The following is a 17368-nucleotide window of genomic DNA, read 5'->3' on the forward strand; positions in this document are numbered from 1 at the left end:
CGAGCCGGCGCCCCCCCCCGCCCCCCCCCCAGCGCGCCCCCCCCCCCTTCCGGCTTTCCGACCCTGTGCCGTGAGCTTCGGGCCCGTGGCCCCTGCCCATAGCTCGCTGTGGCCGCGGCCGCCGGCCCGGGTGCGCGCGCGGGCCCGTAGGTCCCGGTCCCGGCCCCGCCCGGGTGCGGGCTCGGCACCCGCCCTCGACCCTCGGCCCTGACCTTGGTATGAGCGCGGGCTCGGCACCGGACCTCGGCCCTGGCCGCGGCCGGGTGTCGCGTGTCGGGTGTCGGGTGTCGGGTGTGTCGATTCAGGGTGCCGTTCGCGCGGACGCGCCTGCCGCACCCATCCTTGCTACAGACTTCCTTGGCTTCGGTACAGCGCCGCCCGGCGCGGGAACACAGGAGAACGATCACCGTGCAGCTCGTCGTCGGCAAGATCGGCCGCGCCCACGGCATCAGGGGCGACGTCAGCGTCGAGGTCCGCACCGACGAGCCGGAACTCCGGCTCGGCCCCGGTGCTGTCCTCCTCACCGACCCCGCGGCCGTCGGGCCCCTCACCGTCGCATCCGGCCGCGTGCACAGCGGTCGGCTACTGCTCCGCTTCGAGGGCGTCAAGGACCGCAACGACGCCGAGGCGCTGCGCGGTACCTTCCTGATCGCCGAGGTCGACCCGGACGAGACCCCGGAGGACCCGGATGAGTACTACGACCACCAGCTGATCGGCCTCGACGTGGTGCTGGCCGACGGCACGCTGATCGGTGAGCTCACCGAGCTCGTCCACCTCCCGTACCAGGACCTCCTCACCGTGACCCGGCCCGATGGCAGCGAGGTGCTGGTCCCGTTCGTCGAGCAGATCGTGCCCACCATCGACCTGGAGAACCAGCGCGCCGTCATCACCCCGCCGCCCGGCCTGATCGAGCCGCTCGCCGACGAGGCCGAGGAGGGGGGCGAGGCCGACGAGACCGTTGGGGCCGATGGGACCGCCGAGAGCGCGGAGACCTCGGAGACCTCGGAGATCGCCGAGGTCAGTGGCGAGGCCGAGGACGGGACCGATGGTCCGGTGGAGGGCGACCGCGCGTGAGTGAGATGCGGATCGACGTCGTCACGATCTTCCCCGAGTACCTCGAGCCCCTCAATGTCTCCCTGGTCGGCAAGGCCCGCGCCCGCGGCCAGCTCGACGTCCACCTGCACGACTTGCGCGGCTGGACCACCGACGTGCACCGGACGGTGGACGACACCCCGTACGGCGGCGGACCCGGGATGGTCATGAAGCCCGAACCGTGGGGGGCCGCTCTGGACGCCGTCCTCGCCCAGGGGCCGGCGGGCGAGGTGCCGACCCTGGTCGTCCCCACGCCCAGCGGGCGTCCCTTCACCCAGGAGCTCGCCCAGGAACTCGCCGGCCGTTCCTGGCTCGCGTTCGCTCCCGCCCGGTACGAGGGCATCGATCGCCGTGTCATCGAGGAGGCGGCGACCCGGATGCCGGTCGTCGAGGCCTCGATCGGCGACTACGTCCTCGCGGGTGGGGAGGTCGCAGTGCTGGTGATGGTCGAGGCCATCGCCCGGCTCCTCCCCGGTGTCCTCGGGAACGCCGAGTCCCACCGGGACGACTCCTTCGCGCCCGGTGCCATGGAGGATCTGCTGGAGGGCCCCGTCTACACCAAGCCCGCCGAGTGGCGCGGTCGTGAGGTGCCCGAGGTACTGCTCAGCGGCCACCACGGCAAGATCGCGCGCTGGCGGCGCGAGCAGGCGTTCGCCCGTACCCTGGCCAACCGCCCCGATCTGGTGGAGCGCTGGCAGCTCGGCTCCTTCGACAAGAAGGAGCGCGAGGCACTGAACCTCCTCGGGCTGATCTGGGACGAGGGGCTCGGCCGATTTCGGACCTCGGCCGAAGCTGTGGAACAATAGGCGACTGCTGTCTGTCGCTGGGCGTCCCTCCGGGGCCGCCACGTGGACCGGCCGGCCCGCCGCAGGGGGCTTGCCGTCGGCCGATGCGGCCCACAGCAACCATCCTTCTCACGAACTTCCGTGGGCGGCCTGTGGCGCCTGCGATGGAGAGCAACATGAGCAACAAGCTCGCTGCTGTCGACGCGGCCTCGCTGCGTACCGACGTCCCGTCCTTCCGCCCGGGTGACACCCTCAAGGTGCACGTCCGCGTCATCGAAGGCAACCGCTCCCGCGTCCAGGTCTTCCAGGGCGTCGTCATCCGTCGCCAGGGCTCCGGCATCGGTGAGACCTTCACCGTCCGCAAGGTCAGCTTCAACGTCGGCGTCGAGCGCACCTTCCCGGTGCACACCCCGGTCGTCGAGAAGATCGAGGTCGTGACCCGCGGTGCCGTTCGCCGCGCCAAGCTGTACTACCTCCGTGACCTGCGCGGCAAGGCCGCGAAGATCAAGGAGAAGCGCGACAACTGAGTCCCTGTCCCGGTTCGCCGGGATCCTGTGGACTCGCGGTCGCCGGGCATCGAATCCCCGCAGATCCTTGGTGCCCTTGAGGTCTAGGCCTTAAGGGCGTGGGGATAAGCTCTGCCCGATGACCACGCACGAACCTTCCACGGACCGCGTCGGAGAGACCGCACCCTCGGGTGCCGAGTCGCCGGCGCGGTCCGTGGTCGTTTCCGGGTCGGCCGGGAATCCGGTCGCCGAAGCGGGGCCGGCTGCTGCGACCGGCGGGAACGGCACTGTCGGCGGGAACGGGAACGGGAACGGGAGCGCCGACGGGAACGGAAGCGGGGGCACCGAGGGGAACGGGAGCGCCGACGGGAACGGAAGCGGGAGCGCCGACGGGGACGGCGGGACCGCCTCGGACGGCGTCGCCGGCCAGGCCGAGCCGGACGGTGGCCAGGCCGGTGGTGGTTGGACGCGTGATCTCCTCCTGGTGGGTGGAGTGTGCCTGCTTGCCCTGCTGATCGTGAACGCCTTCGTCGCGAGACCGTTCGCCGTACCTTCCGCCTCCATGGAGAACACGCTCCGGCCCGGCGACCGACTGGTGGTCAATGAGCTCGCCTATGCCTTCGGCGGCCATGTCCAGCGGGGCGACGTGGTGGTCTTCGACGGCACCGGCTCCTTTCTCCCGTACGCCGCGGAGCCGTCGGGTGTCAGCCGGCTGCTGGAGCGGGTGGGGCTCGACTCGGGCGGCGATTCGGTCTACGTGAAGCGCGTGATCGGTGTGGGCGGGGACAGGGTGACCTGCTGCGGCTCCGACGGCAGGATCCGGGTCAACGGGAAGCCGTTGGACGAGACCGGCTATCTGGCTCCCGGTGACGCACCGTCCCAGGTCCCGTTCGACGTACTGGTGCCGGCCGGACGGCTGTGGCTGATGGGGGACCACCGGAGCGACTCCAGCGACTCGCGGGACCACCTGGGGGAGCCCGGGGGCGGCTTCGTGCCGGAGTCCCGGGTGATCGGGCGCGCGCAGTGGGTGGTGTTCCCGTTCGGCCGCTGGGCGTCCCTGGCCCGGCCGAGGGTTTTCGCCGCTATTGGGGGGACTGGTGACCATGGGGACCAGGGGTAAGGGGCGATCTGCGGGCGCGACATCGGTTGCGACCCGCCCCGGAGAACCCGACGGGCGGCCGGGTGCCGCGCTTCGGGGCCGCGCCGAGCGGCGGAGGACGGCCAGGCGGGCTGCCCGGAAGCGGCGGCGTTCGCTCCTTCGTGAGCTGCCGCTGGTCGTGATCGTGGCGCTGGTGATCGCGCTGGTGCTGAAGACGTTCTTCGTCCAGGTGTTCGTCATTCCGTCGGGCTCTATGGAGCAGACCATCCAGATCGGCGACCGGGTGCTCGTCGACAAGCTCACCCCGTGGTTCGGCAACCAGCCCAGCCGGGGCGAGGTCGTGGTGTTCCGTGACCCGGGCGGCTGGCTGGAGAACGACCGGACCGTCTCCACGGACGGGCCCGTGCTGCGCCAGGTCAAGCAGGTGTTCTCCTCGGTCGGTCTTCTTCCGTCCGACAACGAGCACGACCTGATCAAGCGCGTGATCGGCGTGGGCGGGGACACCGTCGAGTGCTGCGACGCCAAGGGCCGGCTGAGCGTCAACGGCACGCCGGTCGACGAGACGTACCTGGCGCCGGGCAACGTGCCATCCCGCCAGCCGTTCAAGATCACTGTCCCGGCCGGGCGGCTCTGGGTGATGGGCGACCACCGTGACCTCTCGGCCGACTCCCGGTCCCACATGGCCAATCCCGGGGGCGGCACGATACCCGTCGGGAACGTCGTAGGCCGCGCGTTCGTTATCGCGTGGCCGCTGCAGCGACTGGGCCGACTCGAAGTTCCGGACTCGCTCTCCTCGCTCCCGCAGCACTCGGCAGCCGCCTCGGGTGCCGCAGCCCCTGCTGTTGCGCTCCCGGTCACGGCTCCCAGGAGTACCGTCGGTAGTTCGGGCCAAACGCCTGGTGGATTCACCGGGATCGAGCCGGATCCTGCGGAACCCTCGCTCGTTATGGGTGTGTTGGGCGCCCTTCCGCTCGTTGCGCGGTTGGGACCAGCCGGGCGCCGGCGCACGCGTCGGTCCGGCTGATGCCCTGATCTGCCGTGTGGGAGCACGGGCAGGTCGAGCGGGAGTGATAGAGAGGTGCTGGACTACTCGGTGCACGGTTCGGTGACCTTCCCGGGTTTCCGGGCCGTCGCCACCGGTGTCAGACGGGCCCCTGGCGGGCAGGTCTGAGGCGGGTCGACGGTCGGTTACGGAGCGTAGTGCCCGCTGTGCGGCACTGGTGAGCGCGGGCGCATGGGCGTCCGCACAGCAGGGAGGAGATGTCGTGGGGGATCTGGTGATCGGTGCCCGCTCGGGTGCCCCGGAGCCCGAGGGCACGGGTGGTCGCGCGGTCCGGTCGGCCCAGTCCGCACAGGCTGCCGATTCCGGCGCAGCGGGAGCAGCAGCGGCGGACGGCGGCTCAGCCGGCACCCCGGACGACTCGGAGGGCACAGTGGGTGAAGTCGCCGAGCGGGACGCCGTGACAGGCGACGATGGCTCGGGAGATCGCAGATCGCGTCCCCAGAAGCAGCGCTCGTTCTGGAAGGAACTGCCGATCCTGGTCGGCATCGCGCTGATCCTGGCGCTGGTGATCAAGACCTTCTTCGTGCAGGCGTTCTCGATCCCGTCCGGTTCGATGGAGAACACCCTCAAGATCGGGGACCGCGTCCTCGTCGACAAGCTCACTCCCTGGTTCGGCGCCGAGCCGCAGCGCGGGGAGGTCGTGGTGTTCCACGACCCGGGTGGCTGGCTGAACGACGAGCCGACGCAGCAGAGCAACAGCGCGTTCGTCCGAGGCATCCAGAACGTGTTCAGCTTCATCGGCCTGATGCCCTCCTCCAACGAGAAGGACCTGATCAAGCGGGTCATCGCGGTGGGTGGCGACACGGTCGAGTGCCAGGGCAGCGGGCCTGTGAAGGTGAACGGCATCGCGTTGAACGAGCCGTACATCTACCCCGGCAACACCCCCTGCGGTGAGAAGCCCTTCGGGCCGGTCAAGGTGCCGAAGGGGGGCATCTGGGTCATGGGTGACCACCGCGGTGACTCGCTCGACTCCCGGTACCACCAGGACCAGCCCGGTGGGGGCTCGGTGCCGGTCGGGAACGTGGTCGGCCGCGCCTTCGTCGTTGCCTGGCCGATCGGGGACTGGGCGACCCTGCCCGTGCCGGACACCTTCGACCAGAAGGGCCTCGCCGCAGCGGCGGCCCCGGTGGTCCCGCCGCTCGCGGGAGCGGCGGCTGCCGTGCCGGCCGTGTGGTGGCTGCGTCGCCGCCGCTGACCGGGTGCGCCGACCGTGCGGTCGGTTGTTGATCAGTGGCCGACTCTTGCGCAGGCCGCGGTACCGGCGAGTAATCTGCTCGCACGTGCCGCGGCCTGTCGGGTTCGCGGCTGCTGTGACAACGCGCGTATCTCAGGCGCAGTCCGACCGGCCGAGGGCCGACGAGGAAGGTTCGAGTGCCATGAGCAGTGTCACGGAGCGCGCGGCAGCGAGTCCGACCCCGGTCCGGCGTCGCCGGCGCGTCGCCTCGGTGCTCCAGGGCCTGGCCATCGCCGTCGGCTTCGCGATGCTGGTCGGCGGTTTCGGGCTGATCGCACTGGACTACCGCCCGTACCGGGTGCCCACCACCTCCATGTCGCCCACCGTCGAGCCCGGTGACACCCTGCTGGCCCGCAAGGTCGGCGGCGGCTCCGTCGGGCGCGGCGACGTCGTGGTCTTCAGCGAGCAGGCCTGGGGCGGCGCGACGATGGTGAAGCGGGTCGTCGGCGTCGGTGGTGACACCGTGGCGTCCGACCCTGCCGGGCGCATCTCGGTGAACGGCACCGTGATCGATGAGACGTACTCCGATGCCGGTAAGGGTGTCGGTGCGGCCTTCAGCGTCACCGTGCCCGAGGGCCGTCTGTTCCTGCTCGGAGACTCGCGGCTCAACTCGCTCGACTCGCGCAGCCACCTGGACGTCGCCAGCGGAACGGTGGCCGCCACCGACGTGGTCGCGAAGGTCGAGGCGATCGCCTGGCCGTCGTCCCGCGCGTCGCTGCTGGCCCGCACCGCCGCGTTCGACAGCCTCAAGGGACCGGCCGCGACCCGCCCGGGGCTGCTGGCGCCGGCAGGGTACGCCGCCGTGGGTGGGGCAGCACTCGTCCTGATCGCCGCCCTCATGGGCTGGGTGGCCACGCTCGTGCAGCGCCTCGCGCGGCGGCGGCGGGCCTGACCCGGTCCGGCCGGCGGGACGGATGAGAAGCAGGCGATCGGCGGAGGTGGCTGCGGTGGAGGTCCGGCGCCGACGTGCGGTCCGCGTCCTGCTGCTCGACCGTGACGGCCGCATCCTGCTGCTGCACGGTCTGGATCCGGCCGTCCCCGACGTCAGCTGGTGGATCACGCCGGGCGGCGGGCTGGAATCCGGCGAGACGGACGAGTCCGCAGCGCGGCGCGAGCTCACCGAGGAGGTGGGGCTCACCGGAGTGGAACTGGGGCCTTTGGTGGCGTTCGGCACGGTGACGTTCTCCTTCCAGGGACAGCGGTACGAACAGGAACAGCGGTACTACCTGGCCAGGACCGATCGGACGGACGTCCGCCTGGCCGTCGGCGGCGACGCGGACGAGCACGCCCGGATCTTGGAGGCTCGCTGGTGGACGGCGGCCGAACTGAGGGAGACCGCGGAGACGGTCTATCCGGGCGAGCTGCCCGAACTGCTCGAACGGCTGATCACCGCGGGCCCGCCAGTCCCGCCGGTGGGGCTCTGACGGTGGTTGCAGTGGTCCACAATGGGGTGGACGTGACGAGTGAGGGGACACCTGGATGAGTGCCGAAGACCTCGAGAAGTACGAGACCGAGATGGAGCTCAAGCTCTACCGGGAGTACCGGGATGTCGTCGGGCTCTTCAAGTACGTCATCGAGACCGAGCGACGCTTCTATTTGACGAACGACTACGAGTTGCAGGTGCACTCGGTTCAGGGCGAGGTCTTCTTCGAGGTGACGATGGCGGATGCCTGGGTCTGGGACATGTACCGGCCTGCGCGGTTCGTCCGCAAGGTGAGGGTGCTGACCTTCAAGGACGTGAACATCGAAGAGCTGGCGAAGAGCGACCTCGAACTGCCCTCCGACGACGCTTCCTTCGGCAACTGATCGAAACCGCGTCCGGGCACCGAGCATCCGACGGGCCGGTCGGCGTTGTCCAGCGCGTCCGGCATCAGCCACTCCTGAGGGGGACCTCGGTTATCCACAGGGCCGGGTTATCCACAGGCTGCGAGAGATCGCCCGTCTGTCGTTTACCCATCCGGCAACCTCCACGTCACGGAGGTGAAGCCGTGCAGAACCCACAGGAACACCGCGGACAGGACGAACGCGGTAACGACGGCGGCCGCAGCACGGGCCGCAGTGACCACCCCACGAACGACGCGGGACCCACGTCTGCCGCACGTACGCGAACGAGGACCGGCACCGGCCGGATCAAGAAACCCGCCCCGTGCAGTGAGCCGCTGCCGATGACGGTGAAGGCCCCGACCAGGAACAAGGCATCGACCAGGGCCAGGGCGCTGGCGACCGCCGAGGATCCGGCTGCGGCAGGCACCACGACGACGGCTACGGCCTTGATCATGGCAACGCCCGCAGTCGCGACCACGGCAAGCGCCACGGCCGGGGCCAGGCCGCGGGGCGTGACCAAGCCGAAGGTCGCCGACGGAACGGCCGGAGCAGCGCCGGCGTCGAAATCCCCTGCCGAGGCGCCGGCACCGTCTGGGGGATCGGTTCCGCTGGTCGGAGCGGCGAGCCGGACCGGCCGGTCCCGAGGTGCGGAGAGCGGGCGCCCCCGCACCGGTGGCGCGGCCGGTCGGGCACCTGCCCCGCCCACGCCGCAGAACCCGAACCTCGGTCTCGGTCGCTACGGCGAGGAGGTGGCCGCTCGGCGCCTCGCATACGACGGCCTTCGGATCCTCGAACGGAACTGGCGATGCTCGGACGGTGAGATCGACATCGTCGCGCTCGACGGCGAGACACTGGCCGTCTGCGAGGTCAAGACGCGTTCGGAGCGGGCCTTCCAGCACCCGGCGGAGGGCATCGACCGCACAAAGGCCGATCGGCTGCGCCGACTCGCGGAACGCTGGCTGAGCGAGCGCTGGCCGGTCCACTTCGCACGGCTCGCCAGCCGTGTCACCGGCCTCCTCCCCGACACCGAGGGCGCCGACAGGCCGACGCCACCGCCACCCGGCGGAGTCCGCATCGACCTGATCGCCGTGGTCAACCGCTGCAAGGGCGCCGCACTCGTCGAGCACGTCCGCGGGGCGGTGTGACATGCCCTTCGCCCGTACCTGCTCGGTCGCGCTCATCGGGGTCGACGGCGTCGTCGTCGAAGTCCAGGCCGACCTCGAACCAGGCGTCCCAGCGTTCACGCTGGTCGGCCTCCCCGACAAGGCGCTGACCGAGGCCCGGGACCGCGTTCGCGCGGCGGTCGTCAACAGCGGCGAGAGCTGGCCGCAGCGCAAGCTCACCGTAGGCCTGAGCCCGGCATCCGTCCCGAAGAGCGGCAGCGGATTCGACCTTGCCGTCGCGTGCGCGGTGCTGGCCGCGGCCGACAGGCTGGATCCCGCGGCGATCGCAGGCCTGCTGATCATCGGAGAGCTCGGTCTCGACGGCAGGGTCAGACCCGTGCGAGGCGTGCTCCCGTCCGTCCTGGCCGCCGCCGACTCCGGCTACCGACAGGTCGTGGTGGCCGAACAGACCGCGGCGGAGGCGGCGCTCGTGCCGGGTGTCTCCGTCATGGGCGTACGCAGCCTCCGGCAGCTCATCGCACTGCTCACCGGCGCTCCCGAGCCCGAGGAGGAACCCGACATCATGGCGGGGCAGCCGGACCCCTTGCTGGCCGGTCTGCTGCTCCCCGGAGCCGGTGTCCGCAACAGGGCCACCGACTCCCTCATCAGACCGGACCTCGCCGACGTCGCCGGGCAGTACGAGGCCCGCCGTGCCCTGGAGATCGCAGCCGCAGGGGGCCACCACCTCTACCTGAAAGGGCCACCGGGCGCCGGCAAGACCATGCTCGCCGAGCGACTGCCGGCCCTGCTGCCACCACTCACAGAGACGGAGGCCCTGGAAGTCACCGCTGTCCACTCGGTCGCCGGCCTGCTGCCCCCGGGCCGACCACTGATCGACAGCCCGCCCTACTGCGCCCCGCACCACTCCACCACGATGCCCGCCATCGTGGGCGGCGGCAGCGGCCTGCCCCGTCCGGGCGCCGTGTCCCTCGCGCACCGCGGAGTCCTCTTCCTCGACGAGGCACCGGAGTTTCCGGTGCGGGTGCTGGATGCGCTGCGCCAGCCACTGGAGTCGGGCGAGGTGATGATCGCCCGCTCGGCAGGATCGATGCGACTGCCGGCCCGCTTCCTGCTCTGCCTCGCGGCGAACCCGTGCCCGTGCGGTCGCCACTCGATGCGCGGTGAAGGCTGCGAGTGCACGCCGACGATGGTCAACCGCTACCAGGCACGGCTGTCCGGACCGCTCCTGGACCGTGTGGACCTTCAGGTCCAGGTGTCCTCGGTGACCAGGGCCGAACTGATGACGCGCGACAGCACAGCGGAGAGCACGGCCACCGTTGCTGCCCGAGTCAGAGTCGCGCGCGAACGGGCGGCCGCCCGCCTTTCCGACACTCCGTGGCGTACCAACGCCGAAGTCCCCGGCCACGAACTCCGGACCCGATGGCAACTGGCCCCTGGCGCCCTCGTGGACGCCGAGCGCGACCTCGAACGCGGGCTGCTGACCGCCCGGGGGCTGGACCGCGTACTCCGGGTGTCCTGGACGATCGCCGACCTCGCAGGCCGCGACCGGCCGGGCCGATCGGATGTGCTCACCGGCCTGGCGCTGCGCACCGGCGTCCAGCGAGGGCCCGCACTGCTGGATCGGCCGACATCACGGGCCTGCGCGGATCTGGACGCCGACCTCGGCGGCGAGCACTGAGCAGCCCTGGGAAGTCCTTTCCGCCCGCTACGGGTGTGTGGGCACGCCCGCAGGCGTGCCGCCCACCTCTCTGCCCAGTTGCTGAGGAGACCCTCATGGAACCTGTCACGACCATCGAACCAACCCCGTGCGGCCTCATCGAGCGCGGGCCCGGCGAGCGCGGGCCAGCCGAGCTGACCGGAGCACCGCGCCATTCGGGGACTCCGCGATCTGCTCGACCCCGTTCCACACCGCAGAGGCCAGAGCGGCCGCGACCCGACCACCCGGGGCCCGAACCGGCGGAGCCGCAGCCGCAGCCACAGCCGCAGCCGGATCCGCCGCCGTCCCGGACCGAAGGCCGACCCCCGCTCGCCGAGCGCGAACGCTTGGCGAGGGCGGCCCTGACGCGGCTGATCGAACCCGGCGATGCCGTCATGGGCCGGTGGCTCGCCAGGCACGGTGCCATCACCGTCGTCGACGCAATCCGCGGCCGCCTGGCCCTCGGCCCGCTCGGCCTCGATCCCGACCGGGTGGGTGACTACCGCACACGGCTTGCCGGCACCGATCCCACGGCGGACCTCGACAGCATCCGCGGGGGTGGAGGCCGCTTCGTCATCCCCGGCGATCCCGAGTGGCCGAGCCAGCTGGACGACCTCGGCGACGGCCGGCCGGTCGGGCTCTGGGTGCGCGGCACCGGCTCCCTGCGCCTGTTGGCCCTCCGCTCGGTCGCCATGGTCGGAGCCCGCGCCTGTACGTCCTACGGCGCACACGTGGCCGGCGAGCTCGCCTCCCAGCTCGCCGAGCGTGGCTGGGTCGTGGTCTCGGGAGCGGCCTACGGGATCGACGCGGCCGCGCACCGCGGCGCCCTCGCCGTCGGCGGCGCCACCGTCGGCGTCCTGGCCTGCGGGGTGGACCTGGCCTATCCGCCGGGCAACGCCGAGCTCATCCGGAGGATCTCCGAACAGGGACTGCTCGTCAGCGAGCTCCCGCCCGGCACCCATCCGAACCGCTTCCGCTTCGTGCTCCGCAACCGGGTGATAGCGGCCCTCACCCGAGGCACCGTCGTCGTGGAGGCAGCGCTCCGTAGTGGCGCGCTGAGCACGGCCAGACGTGCCCGGGACCTGAACCGTCACACGATGGGAGTAGCCGGGCCGGTCACATCCGAGCTGTCAGCGGGGGTGCACGCACTCATCCGGAGCGGAGCGGCCGGCCTCGTCACGGACGCGGCCGAGATTGCCGAGCTGATCGGCGCCATCGGCGATGACCTCGCGCCCGTCCGAACAGGTCCCGTCCTGCCGCGGGACTTGTTGGAGCCGGCGGTGGCCCGCGTACTCGAGGCCGTACCCGGGGGAGCGGACGGTGCGCCACTCGAGCGGGTGGCCCGCGAGTCGGGCGTGGCGACCGATGCCGCCCTCCAACGGCTGTACGAGCTTGCCGCGCTCGGCTATATCGAACGCATCGGTGCCCATTGGCGGTTGGTGCGGCGACGATGATCCGCGATCGCGCCACCGGGCGCTGATTCTCGCCCGGCGCGTTCCGCGCCGACGCGCCGGGCACGCCACCGGATCGAGGGACGACCGAGTGGCGGTAGCACACTGCAGCGACGTGGTCACGCTACGCTCCCTTGTGGCTTCCCTATCAGCACATGACTCGGCAGAACGGCGCAGACCAACGCATGCCCACAAACATTCCGGGACACAGGGTGACCGGTGACGCCCGGTCCGCGGGACGGGTGGGGGCGGAGGCCCGTCCCGCAGCGGACAGCCCCCCGATGACGCAGACCGGGCTGGAGCCCACCGGGCTTGCGGCACGCCGAGTGCCGCGCAGTCAGCAGGACGGCAGGGGCGAGGTCCTGCCGCAGACGGCACCGCCCCAGCTCCGCCCGTCACCGGGCGCGCACCCGGCGATGCCGCAGGTACCGCCGGAGGCATCCTCGCCCCACCGGCAGTCGGCGGCGGACGCAGACCACGAGGGCTGCACCGCCGGAAGGACGACGGCCGCGGACAGTCGCGGCCGGGAGGTCGAACCGACCCACAGCCACGCGGGTCGACCTTCCGAGGGGCGGTGCGACGCTCACGACACCGGGATCCCGGGGCCAGGCGCGCGGCCGCCGGCCAGTCCCGTCGGCCCGGCCCGGCCGGGCCAGGACGGCAGGGCGGGCACCTCGACGAGGCCGCTCGGCCCGTCCGGTCTACCGGTTCGGCCGGGCGCTCCCCGGCCGAGTGCTCCGCGGTCGAGCACGTCCAGGCCGGGCATGCCGGTCGCGAGCCCACCCAGACCCGGTGCGTCGACGCCCAACGCGGAGACGGGCTCGATCGGGTCGGACACCGGGCAACCGAGTCACGTCCGGTCGGCCACGGCCGATGACTCCGACCGGCACCGGCACGGTGCATCGTCCGGCCCGACAACACACGTGCCTCAATCGCCCTCGGTGCTCGTACCGTTCCCGGGCCGCAAGGCCACAGGATCCGGCACCGGCGGGTCCACCGAACAGGTCGATCGCGGACACGAGCGAGTACCTGACAGCATCCGGACGGACGATCAGCCGACCACCAGGCAGGACGAGGCCGGCACACAGCCGGGTCGTGAGGCGCCGCCAGGGCGTCCCGGTTCGGACCAAGGCCTCAGAACCGATGCAGCGCCCGCACCAACGCCAACCCGCGTGCCCGGCCCCAGTCCGAGTCCGAGTCCGAGCCCGAGTCCTGGCCCCGGTCCCGGGGCGAGCCCGAGTCCTCCCGCGGCCCTGCCCGACGGCACCGCGGCTCGCGGCCCGCACCGCCAGGCCGATCGCCCCACCTCACCCGAGCGCAGCGCTCTGGAGACGCTCTGGCGCTCCTACAAGGAATCCGGTGACGCGAGGCTGCGGGAGCAGCTGATCCTGCACTACTCGCCACTGGTGAAGTACGTCGCGGGTCGGGTCGGCGTCGGCCTGCCGGCCAACGTGGAGCAGGCGGACTTCGTGTCCTCCGGCGTGTTCGGGTTGATCGACGCAATCGAGAAGTTCGACATCGACCGCTCGATCAAGTTCGAGACCTATGCGATCAGCCGGATCCGCGGAGCGATCATCGACGAGCTGCGCGCGCTCGACTGGATCCCCCGGTCGGTGCGGCAGAAGGCCAAGGCTGTGGAACGGACGTACGCCACGCTGGAGGCGAGGCTGCGCCGTACGCCGCACGAGCCCGAGGTGGCGGCCGAGATGGGCATCTCGCTGGATGACCTCCGGGGGATTTTCTCCCAGCTGTCACTCGCCAACGTCGTCGCCCTGGACGAGCTGATCCACTCCGTCGGGGACAGTGGTGACACGCTCACCCTCATCGACACCCTTGAGGACACGGGCGCGGACAACCCGGTCGAGATCGCCGAAGGTCGCGAGGTCCGCCGACTGCTCGCCACGGCGATCAACACGCTGCCGGAGCGGGAGAAGACCGTGGTGACGCTGTACTACTACGAGGGGCTCACACTCGCCGAGATCGGGCAGGTCCTCGGGGTGACGGAGAGTCGGGTCAGCCAGATCCACACCAAATCGGTTCTCCAGCTGCGGGCGAAGCTCTCCGACGTCCGCTGAGGTCCGGGCGCGCGCTGCTCCGATCGGGTGGCGCGGGTCGAAGCGGGTGTGAGGCTCCGTAGAGTAGGGCCGTGCCGAAGATCCGAGCGGCCACGGTGGCCGAGCATCGCCAACTGCAGCGGGCAGCACTGCTCGACGCTGCCCGCGAACTCCTGGCGGACGGCGGCCGGGACGCGCTCACCTTCTCCGCGTTGGCTGCCCGGACGGGTCTGGCGCGCTCGTCCGTCTACGAGTACTTCCGCTCCCGGGCCGCGGTCGTCGAGGAGCTCTGTGCGGTCGATCTCCCGCTCTGGGCGGCCGAGATCGAAGCCGGCATGGCGGCCTGCGGCAGCGCCGGTGAGCGCATCGAGGCGTATGTACGCGGCCAGCTGCTGCTGGCGGCCGACCCCCGGCACCGGGCGGTCGCGGCCATCTCCGAACTGGAACTGGACGCTGCCGCGCGGGAGCGGATCCGATCGGCACACGGCAGCCTCGTGTCCCTCCTGATGGAAACGCTGACGGAGCTCGGCCACGAGCGTCCGAGGCTGGCCGCCGCTCTGCTGCAGGGTGCCGTCGAGGCGGCGGCCCGGCAGGCCGAGCGGTCCGGACCCGAGGACGCAGGCGTGATCGCGGACGCCGCCGTGGCGCTGGCCATGCGCGGGCTCGTACCGACAGGCCCGGGGGTCGGGGCGTAGCGCACAGCCGTCCGACTGCGTGTCCGGGCGATCCGGACGATCCGCGCCGATCACCGACCACGTATGCCGCCCGCATCCTGCGCACGCAGGGCCAGCGATCCTCGCCGGGCCCTGCGGGCCGAGCCGGGCCGGGCTCCGATGCCGGCCCGACGCACCGTCGGTCGATCGGGACGTAGGCCGAGGCCGGTTCGGGCGGGGGGCGCGCACGTGCTCGCGAGCGCCGGCCGCCGCCACCGTCTTCGCGTCGGACGACGAGCCGGACGAGGAGCGACCGCCCACCTCGACCCCCGCAGTCCCGTCGAGCGGGAGCAGTCGGGCCCGGCCCGACCCGAGCAGGGCCAGCGGGTCGATGTACCGGGCGCCTCGGAGCAGTCCCCAGTGCAGGCATTCCGTCGGGCAGTGTCCCGGGCCGGCGCTCGTGTCGGAGCCACTGCCGACCGCCAGTGTTCCGATCACGTCGCCGGCCGCCACGGCCGTGCCCGGAGGCACCGTGCCGTCGACCGGGAGGTAGGTGGTGCGCAGCGGAGGGTTGCCCGAGCCCGGGTGGGTCACCGTCACCACGGGTCGGCCCGCGACCGTGCCGGAGAACGAGACCACACCCGGGGCGGCCGATCGCACCGGTGATCCGACGGCGGCCCGGAGGTCGACGCCCCGGTGTCCGGCCGCCCATCGCACGGCCGGCGCATCGAAGCCGCGCAGCAGTCCGCTCGGCCCGCCGACGGGCCACACGCGCCCGCCTGTCCGGACGCCTGCCTGACCGCCGTCCCGATCTCCCCCGTGCAGTGATGCGACAGGGACCGCGGAAGAGGCAGCAACCAAAGCCGCCGCAGGAGTGGCAACGGAGACAGCGGCAGCGAGGCCGGCGGCCCCGGCCCTCAGCGGTTGGAGCGCCGATGCCAGCACACTCACGAGCAGCAGGGTGATCAGGATGACCTGGTGCCGGACATCCGGTCTGGGCGGCCAGGGCGGGGAGAACGACGGGGCGTGAGTCGCGTCCGGCGGAGCGAACAAGGCGGCAGCCGGAGGAGCAGCCGGAGCAGCAGTCGGGGGAGCGGTCATGGCAGGAGGTTGGCCGACGGTCGTCCCCGCTGCCGTGACCTCCCCGACCCCTGTGGACAAACCCGGCCTGTGGACAACTCGGGTCACCCGGTCGGATGAACGTCGGCCCGGATCCTGTGAACACCGGTTCGTACGGGATGAACTCCGGACCACCGGCGGTTGAATTCATCCGACCGTCGGCGCCGTGCCCGACCCGGCCGGTCGGAGGCGGTGGGCGCCCCGGCGTGCGGACCGGCGTGCGGACCGGAGCAGGGCAACGGCCGACCGCACCGTAGCCGGGTGGGCGCCCCGGTCCGGGCCCCGTCCGACCGTCCGAATCCGGCGGAGTCGCCCGTCGTGCGGCGCTTCCCGTACACTTCACACGCGACCCGGTCCACCGGGTCGACTTCGCACGCCCCGCCACTGGTGGAACGACCGCCCCCGAGAGGGTGGCCGGTCGGGTCTCCCCGGTGCGAGTGCCGCTCGGTCCGCCGAGCCTGCCGCGGCCCCGCTGCCGCCCAGGCGAGGCGGCTTGGCACGCCCGGGGCGTCAGGCGTGACGGCCACCCGGCCGACACGGAGACAACCGAGAGTCCCGGCACCCCGTCCGCACGGAGCGGCGCGCCGGGCGAACAACTGAGGAGTGCGGCCATGGCCGTCGTCACGATGCGGGAGCTGCTGGAGAGCGGCGTCCACTTCGGTCACCAGACCCGTCGTTGGAACCCGAAGATGTAGCGCTTCATCTTCACGGAGCGCAACGGCATCTACATCATCGACCTCCTGCAGTCGCTGAACTACATCGACCGCGCCTTCGAGTTCGTCAAGGAGACCGTTGCCCACGGCGGCAGCATTCTCTTCGTCGGCACCAAGAAGCAGGCCCAGGAGGCCATCGCCGAGCAGGCCACCCGCGTGGGCATGCCCTACGTGAACCAGCGCTGGCTCGGCGGCATGCTGACCAACTTCTCGACCGTCTACAAGCGTCTGCAGCGCCTCAAGGAGCTCAGCGAGATCGACTTCACGGATGTGGCCGGCTCCGGCCTCACCAAGAAGGAGCTCCTGGTCCTCCAGCGTGAGTACGACAAGCTGGAGAAGACCCTCGGCGGTATCCGCGACATGCAGCGCGTTCCCAGCGCCGTGTGGATCGTGGACACCAAGAAGGAGCACATCGCGGTCGGCGAGGCCCGGAAGCTCAACATCCCGGTCGTCGCCATCCTCGACACCAACTGCGACCCCGACGAGGTCGACTACAAGATCCCGGGCAACGACGACGCGATCCGCTCCGTCACCCTGCTGACCCGCGTGATCGCCGACGCCGTCGCCGAGGGCCTGAAGGCCCGCGCCGGTGTCGCCAAGGGCGACGCCAAGGCCGAGCCGGGTGCCGACCAGCCGCTGGCCGACTGGGAGAAGGACATCCTCGAGGGCCAGAAGGCCGCCGAGGCCCCCGCCGCCGACGAGGCTCCGGCCGCCGAGGCCCCCGCTGCCGAGGCCCCCGCTGCCGAGGCTCCGGCCGCCGAGGCCGAGCAGGCCTGACGTACCAAGGGTGAGGGGCACCCGCCGGGTACGACACCGGTAGGTGCCCCTCTCTCCCGTGCCGGGGGCGGAACCCCCGGCCCCCCCCCCCCCCCCCCCCGAAACCCCGAACGGTGTATAGATAACAACAAAGCGGGCCTAAACCCCCCGGGCCGGCTAAAACAGCCGGGGGCGACCG

15 protein-coding genes and 2 pseudogenes are annotated in these 17368 nt (G+C 71.7%); 15 read left to right on the top strand and 2 right to left on the bottom strand.

Going from position 1 to position 17368, the window contains the following annotated elements:
• Positions 1 to 408: 408 nt before the first annotated feature.
• From rimM to dprA, 12 genes are all read left to right on the top strand, one after another.
• Positions 409 to 1074, top strand: a complete 666-nt coding sequence (gene rimM / locus ACFV0G_RS17485; protein WP_380547770.1) for a ribosome maturation factor RimM — start codon at positions 409 to 411, stop codon at positions 1072 to 1074.
• A gap of 5 nt (positions 1075 to 1079) precedes the next feature.
• Positions 1080 to 1898: a tRNA (guanosine(37)-N1)-methyltransferase TrmD gene (gene trmD, locus ACFV0G_RS17490; RefSeq protein WP_380547796.1), complete on the top strand. Its 819-nt coding sequence runs from the start codon at positions 1080 to 1082 to the stop codon at positions 1896 to 1898.
• Between the two features lie 155 nt (positions 1899 to 2053).
• Entirely contained in the window at positions 2054 to 2404 is a 351-nt protein-coding gene (gene rplS, locus ACFV0G_RS17495) for a 50S ribosomal protein L19 (RefSeq protein WP_380547773.1), read from the top strand.
• A gap of 496 nt (positions 2405 to 2900) precedes the next feature.
• Complete coding sequence (lepB, locus tag ACFV0G_RS17500) at positions 2901 to 3503, top strand: signal peptidase I (protein WP_380547799.1); 603 nt, start codon at positions 2901 to 2903, stop codon at positions 3501 to 3503.
• A 163-nt stretch (positions 3504 to 3666) separates the two neighbouring features.
• Entirely contained in the window at positions 3667 to 4506 is an 840-nt protein-coding gene (gene lepB, locus ACFV0G_RS17505) for a signal peptidase I (RefSeq protein ID WP_380547776.1), read from the top strand.
• Positions 4507 to 4747: 241 nt separating this feature from the next.
• Complete coding sequence (gene lepB, locus ACFV0G_RS17510) at positions 4748 to 5740, top strand: signal peptidase I (protein WP_380547779.1); 993 nt, start codon at positions 4748 to 4750, stop codon at positions 5738 to 5740.
• 181 nt (positions 5741 to 5921) lie between these two features.
• Positions 5922 to 6671, top strand: coding sequence for a signal peptidase I (gene lepB / locus ACFV0G_RS17515; protein WP_380547782.1), 750 nt, complete (start codon positions 5922 to 5924; stop codon positions 6669 to 6671).
• A 55-nt stretch (positions 6672 to 6726) separates the two neighbouring features.
• Positions 6727 to 7203 (top strand): NUDIX hydrolase, encoded by a 477-nt coding sequence (locus ACFV0G_RS17520; protein WP_380547785.1) that lies wholly within the window; start codon positions 6727 to 6729, stop codon positions 7201 to 7203.
• Between the two features lie 55 nt (positions 7204 to 7258).
• Complete coding sequence (locus ACFV0G_RS17525) at positions 7259 to 7585, top strand: DUF2469 domain-containing protein (protein ID WP_380547788.1); 327 nt, start codon at positions 7259 to 7261, stop codon at positions 7583 to 7585.
• A gap of 626 nt (positions 7586 to 8211) precedes the next feature.
• A complete protein-coding gene (locus ACFV0G_RS17530; protein WP_380547802.1) occupies positions 8212 to 8748 on the top strand; it encodes a YraN family protein in 537 nt (178 codons plus the stop codon).
• Between the two features lies 1 nt (position 8749).
• On the top strand, positions 8750 to 10405 hold the full coding sequence (locus ACFV0G_RS17535) for a YifB family Mg chelatase-like AAA ATPase (protein WP_380547791.1): 1656 nt from the start codon (positions 8750 to 8752) through the stop codon (positions 10403 to 10405).
• Positions 10406 to 10578: 173 nt separating this feature from the next.
• A complete protein-coding gene (gene dprA, locus ACFV0G_RS17540) occupies positions 10579 to 11877 on the top strand; it encodes a DNA-processing protein DprA (RefSeq protein WP_380547805.1) in 1299 nt (432 codons plus the stop codon).
• Between the two features lie 580 nt (positions 11878 to 12457).
• Here dprA and ACFV0G_RS17545 read toward each other — a convergent pair.
• Positions 12458 to 12712, bottom strand: a complete 255-nt coding sequence (locus ACFV0G_RS17545; RefSeq protein ID WP_380547793.1) for a hypothetical protein — start codon at positions 12710 to 12712, stop codon at positions 12458 to 12460.
• A gap of 415 nt (positions 12713 to 13127) precedes the next feature.
• Between ACFV0G_RS17545 and whiG the strand changes: the two genes are divergently transcribed.
• Positions 13128 to 13949, top strand: coding sequence for an RNA polymerase sigma factor WhiG (gene whiG / locus ACFV0G_RS17550; protein ID WP_380547808.1), 822 nt, complete (start codon positions 13128 to 13130; stop codon positions 13947 to 13949).
• A 95-nt stretch (positions 13950 to 14044) separates the two neighbouring features.
• Positions 14045 to 14623, top strand: coding sequence for a TetR/AcrR family transcriptional regulator (locus ACFV0G_RS17555; RefSeq protein WP_380547811.1), 579 nt, complete (start codon positions 14045 to 14047; stop codon positions 14621 to 14623).
• Positions 14624 to 14977: 354 nt separating this feature from the next.
• On the opposite strand, the pseudogene ACFV0G_RS17560 reads toward ACFV0G_RS17555, so the two are convergent.
• Positions 14978 to 15682 (bottom strand): annotated as a pseudogene (locus ACFV0G_RS17560) (M23 family metallopeptidase); the annotation flags it as partial.
• Positions 15683 to 16311: 629 nt separating this feature from the next.
• Here ACFV0G_RS17560 and rpsB point away from each other — a divergent pair.
• Positions 16312 to 17190: pseudogene (gene rpsB, locus ACFV0G_RS17565) on the top strand (30S ribosomal protein S2).
• The last annotated feature ends 178 nt before the right edge of the window (positions 17191 to 17368 follow it).

Source organism: Kitasatospora sp. NPDC059571, from assembly GCF_042735675.1.
GTDB lineage: Bacteria > Actinomycetota > Actinomycetes > Streptomycetales > Streptomycetaceae > Kitasatospora.

What these genes read in the sequence shown, in the direction of transcription:
- trmD (WP_380547796.1), top strand. Translation starts at nt 1,080, where the DNA reads ATGCGGATCGACGTCGTCACGATCTTCCCCGAGTACCTCGAGCCCCTC.
- rplS (WP_380547773.1), top strand. Translation starts at nt 2,054, where the DNA reads ATGAGCAACAAGCTCGCTGCTGTCGACGCGGCCTCGCTGCGTACCGAC.
- lepB (WP_380547782.1), top strand. Translation starts at nt 5,922, where the DNA reads ATGAGCAGTGTCACGGAGCGCGCGGCAGCGAGTCCGACCCCGGTCCGG.
- ACFV0G_RS17525 (WP_380547788.1), top strand. Translation starts at nt 7,259, where the DNA reads ATGAGTGCCGAAGACCTCGAGAAGTACGAGACCGAGATGGAGCTCAAG.
- ACFV0G_RS17535 (WP_380547791.1), top strand. Translation starts at nt 8,750, where the DNA reads ATGCCCTTCGCCCGTACCTGCTCGGTCGCGCTCATCGGGGTCGACGGC.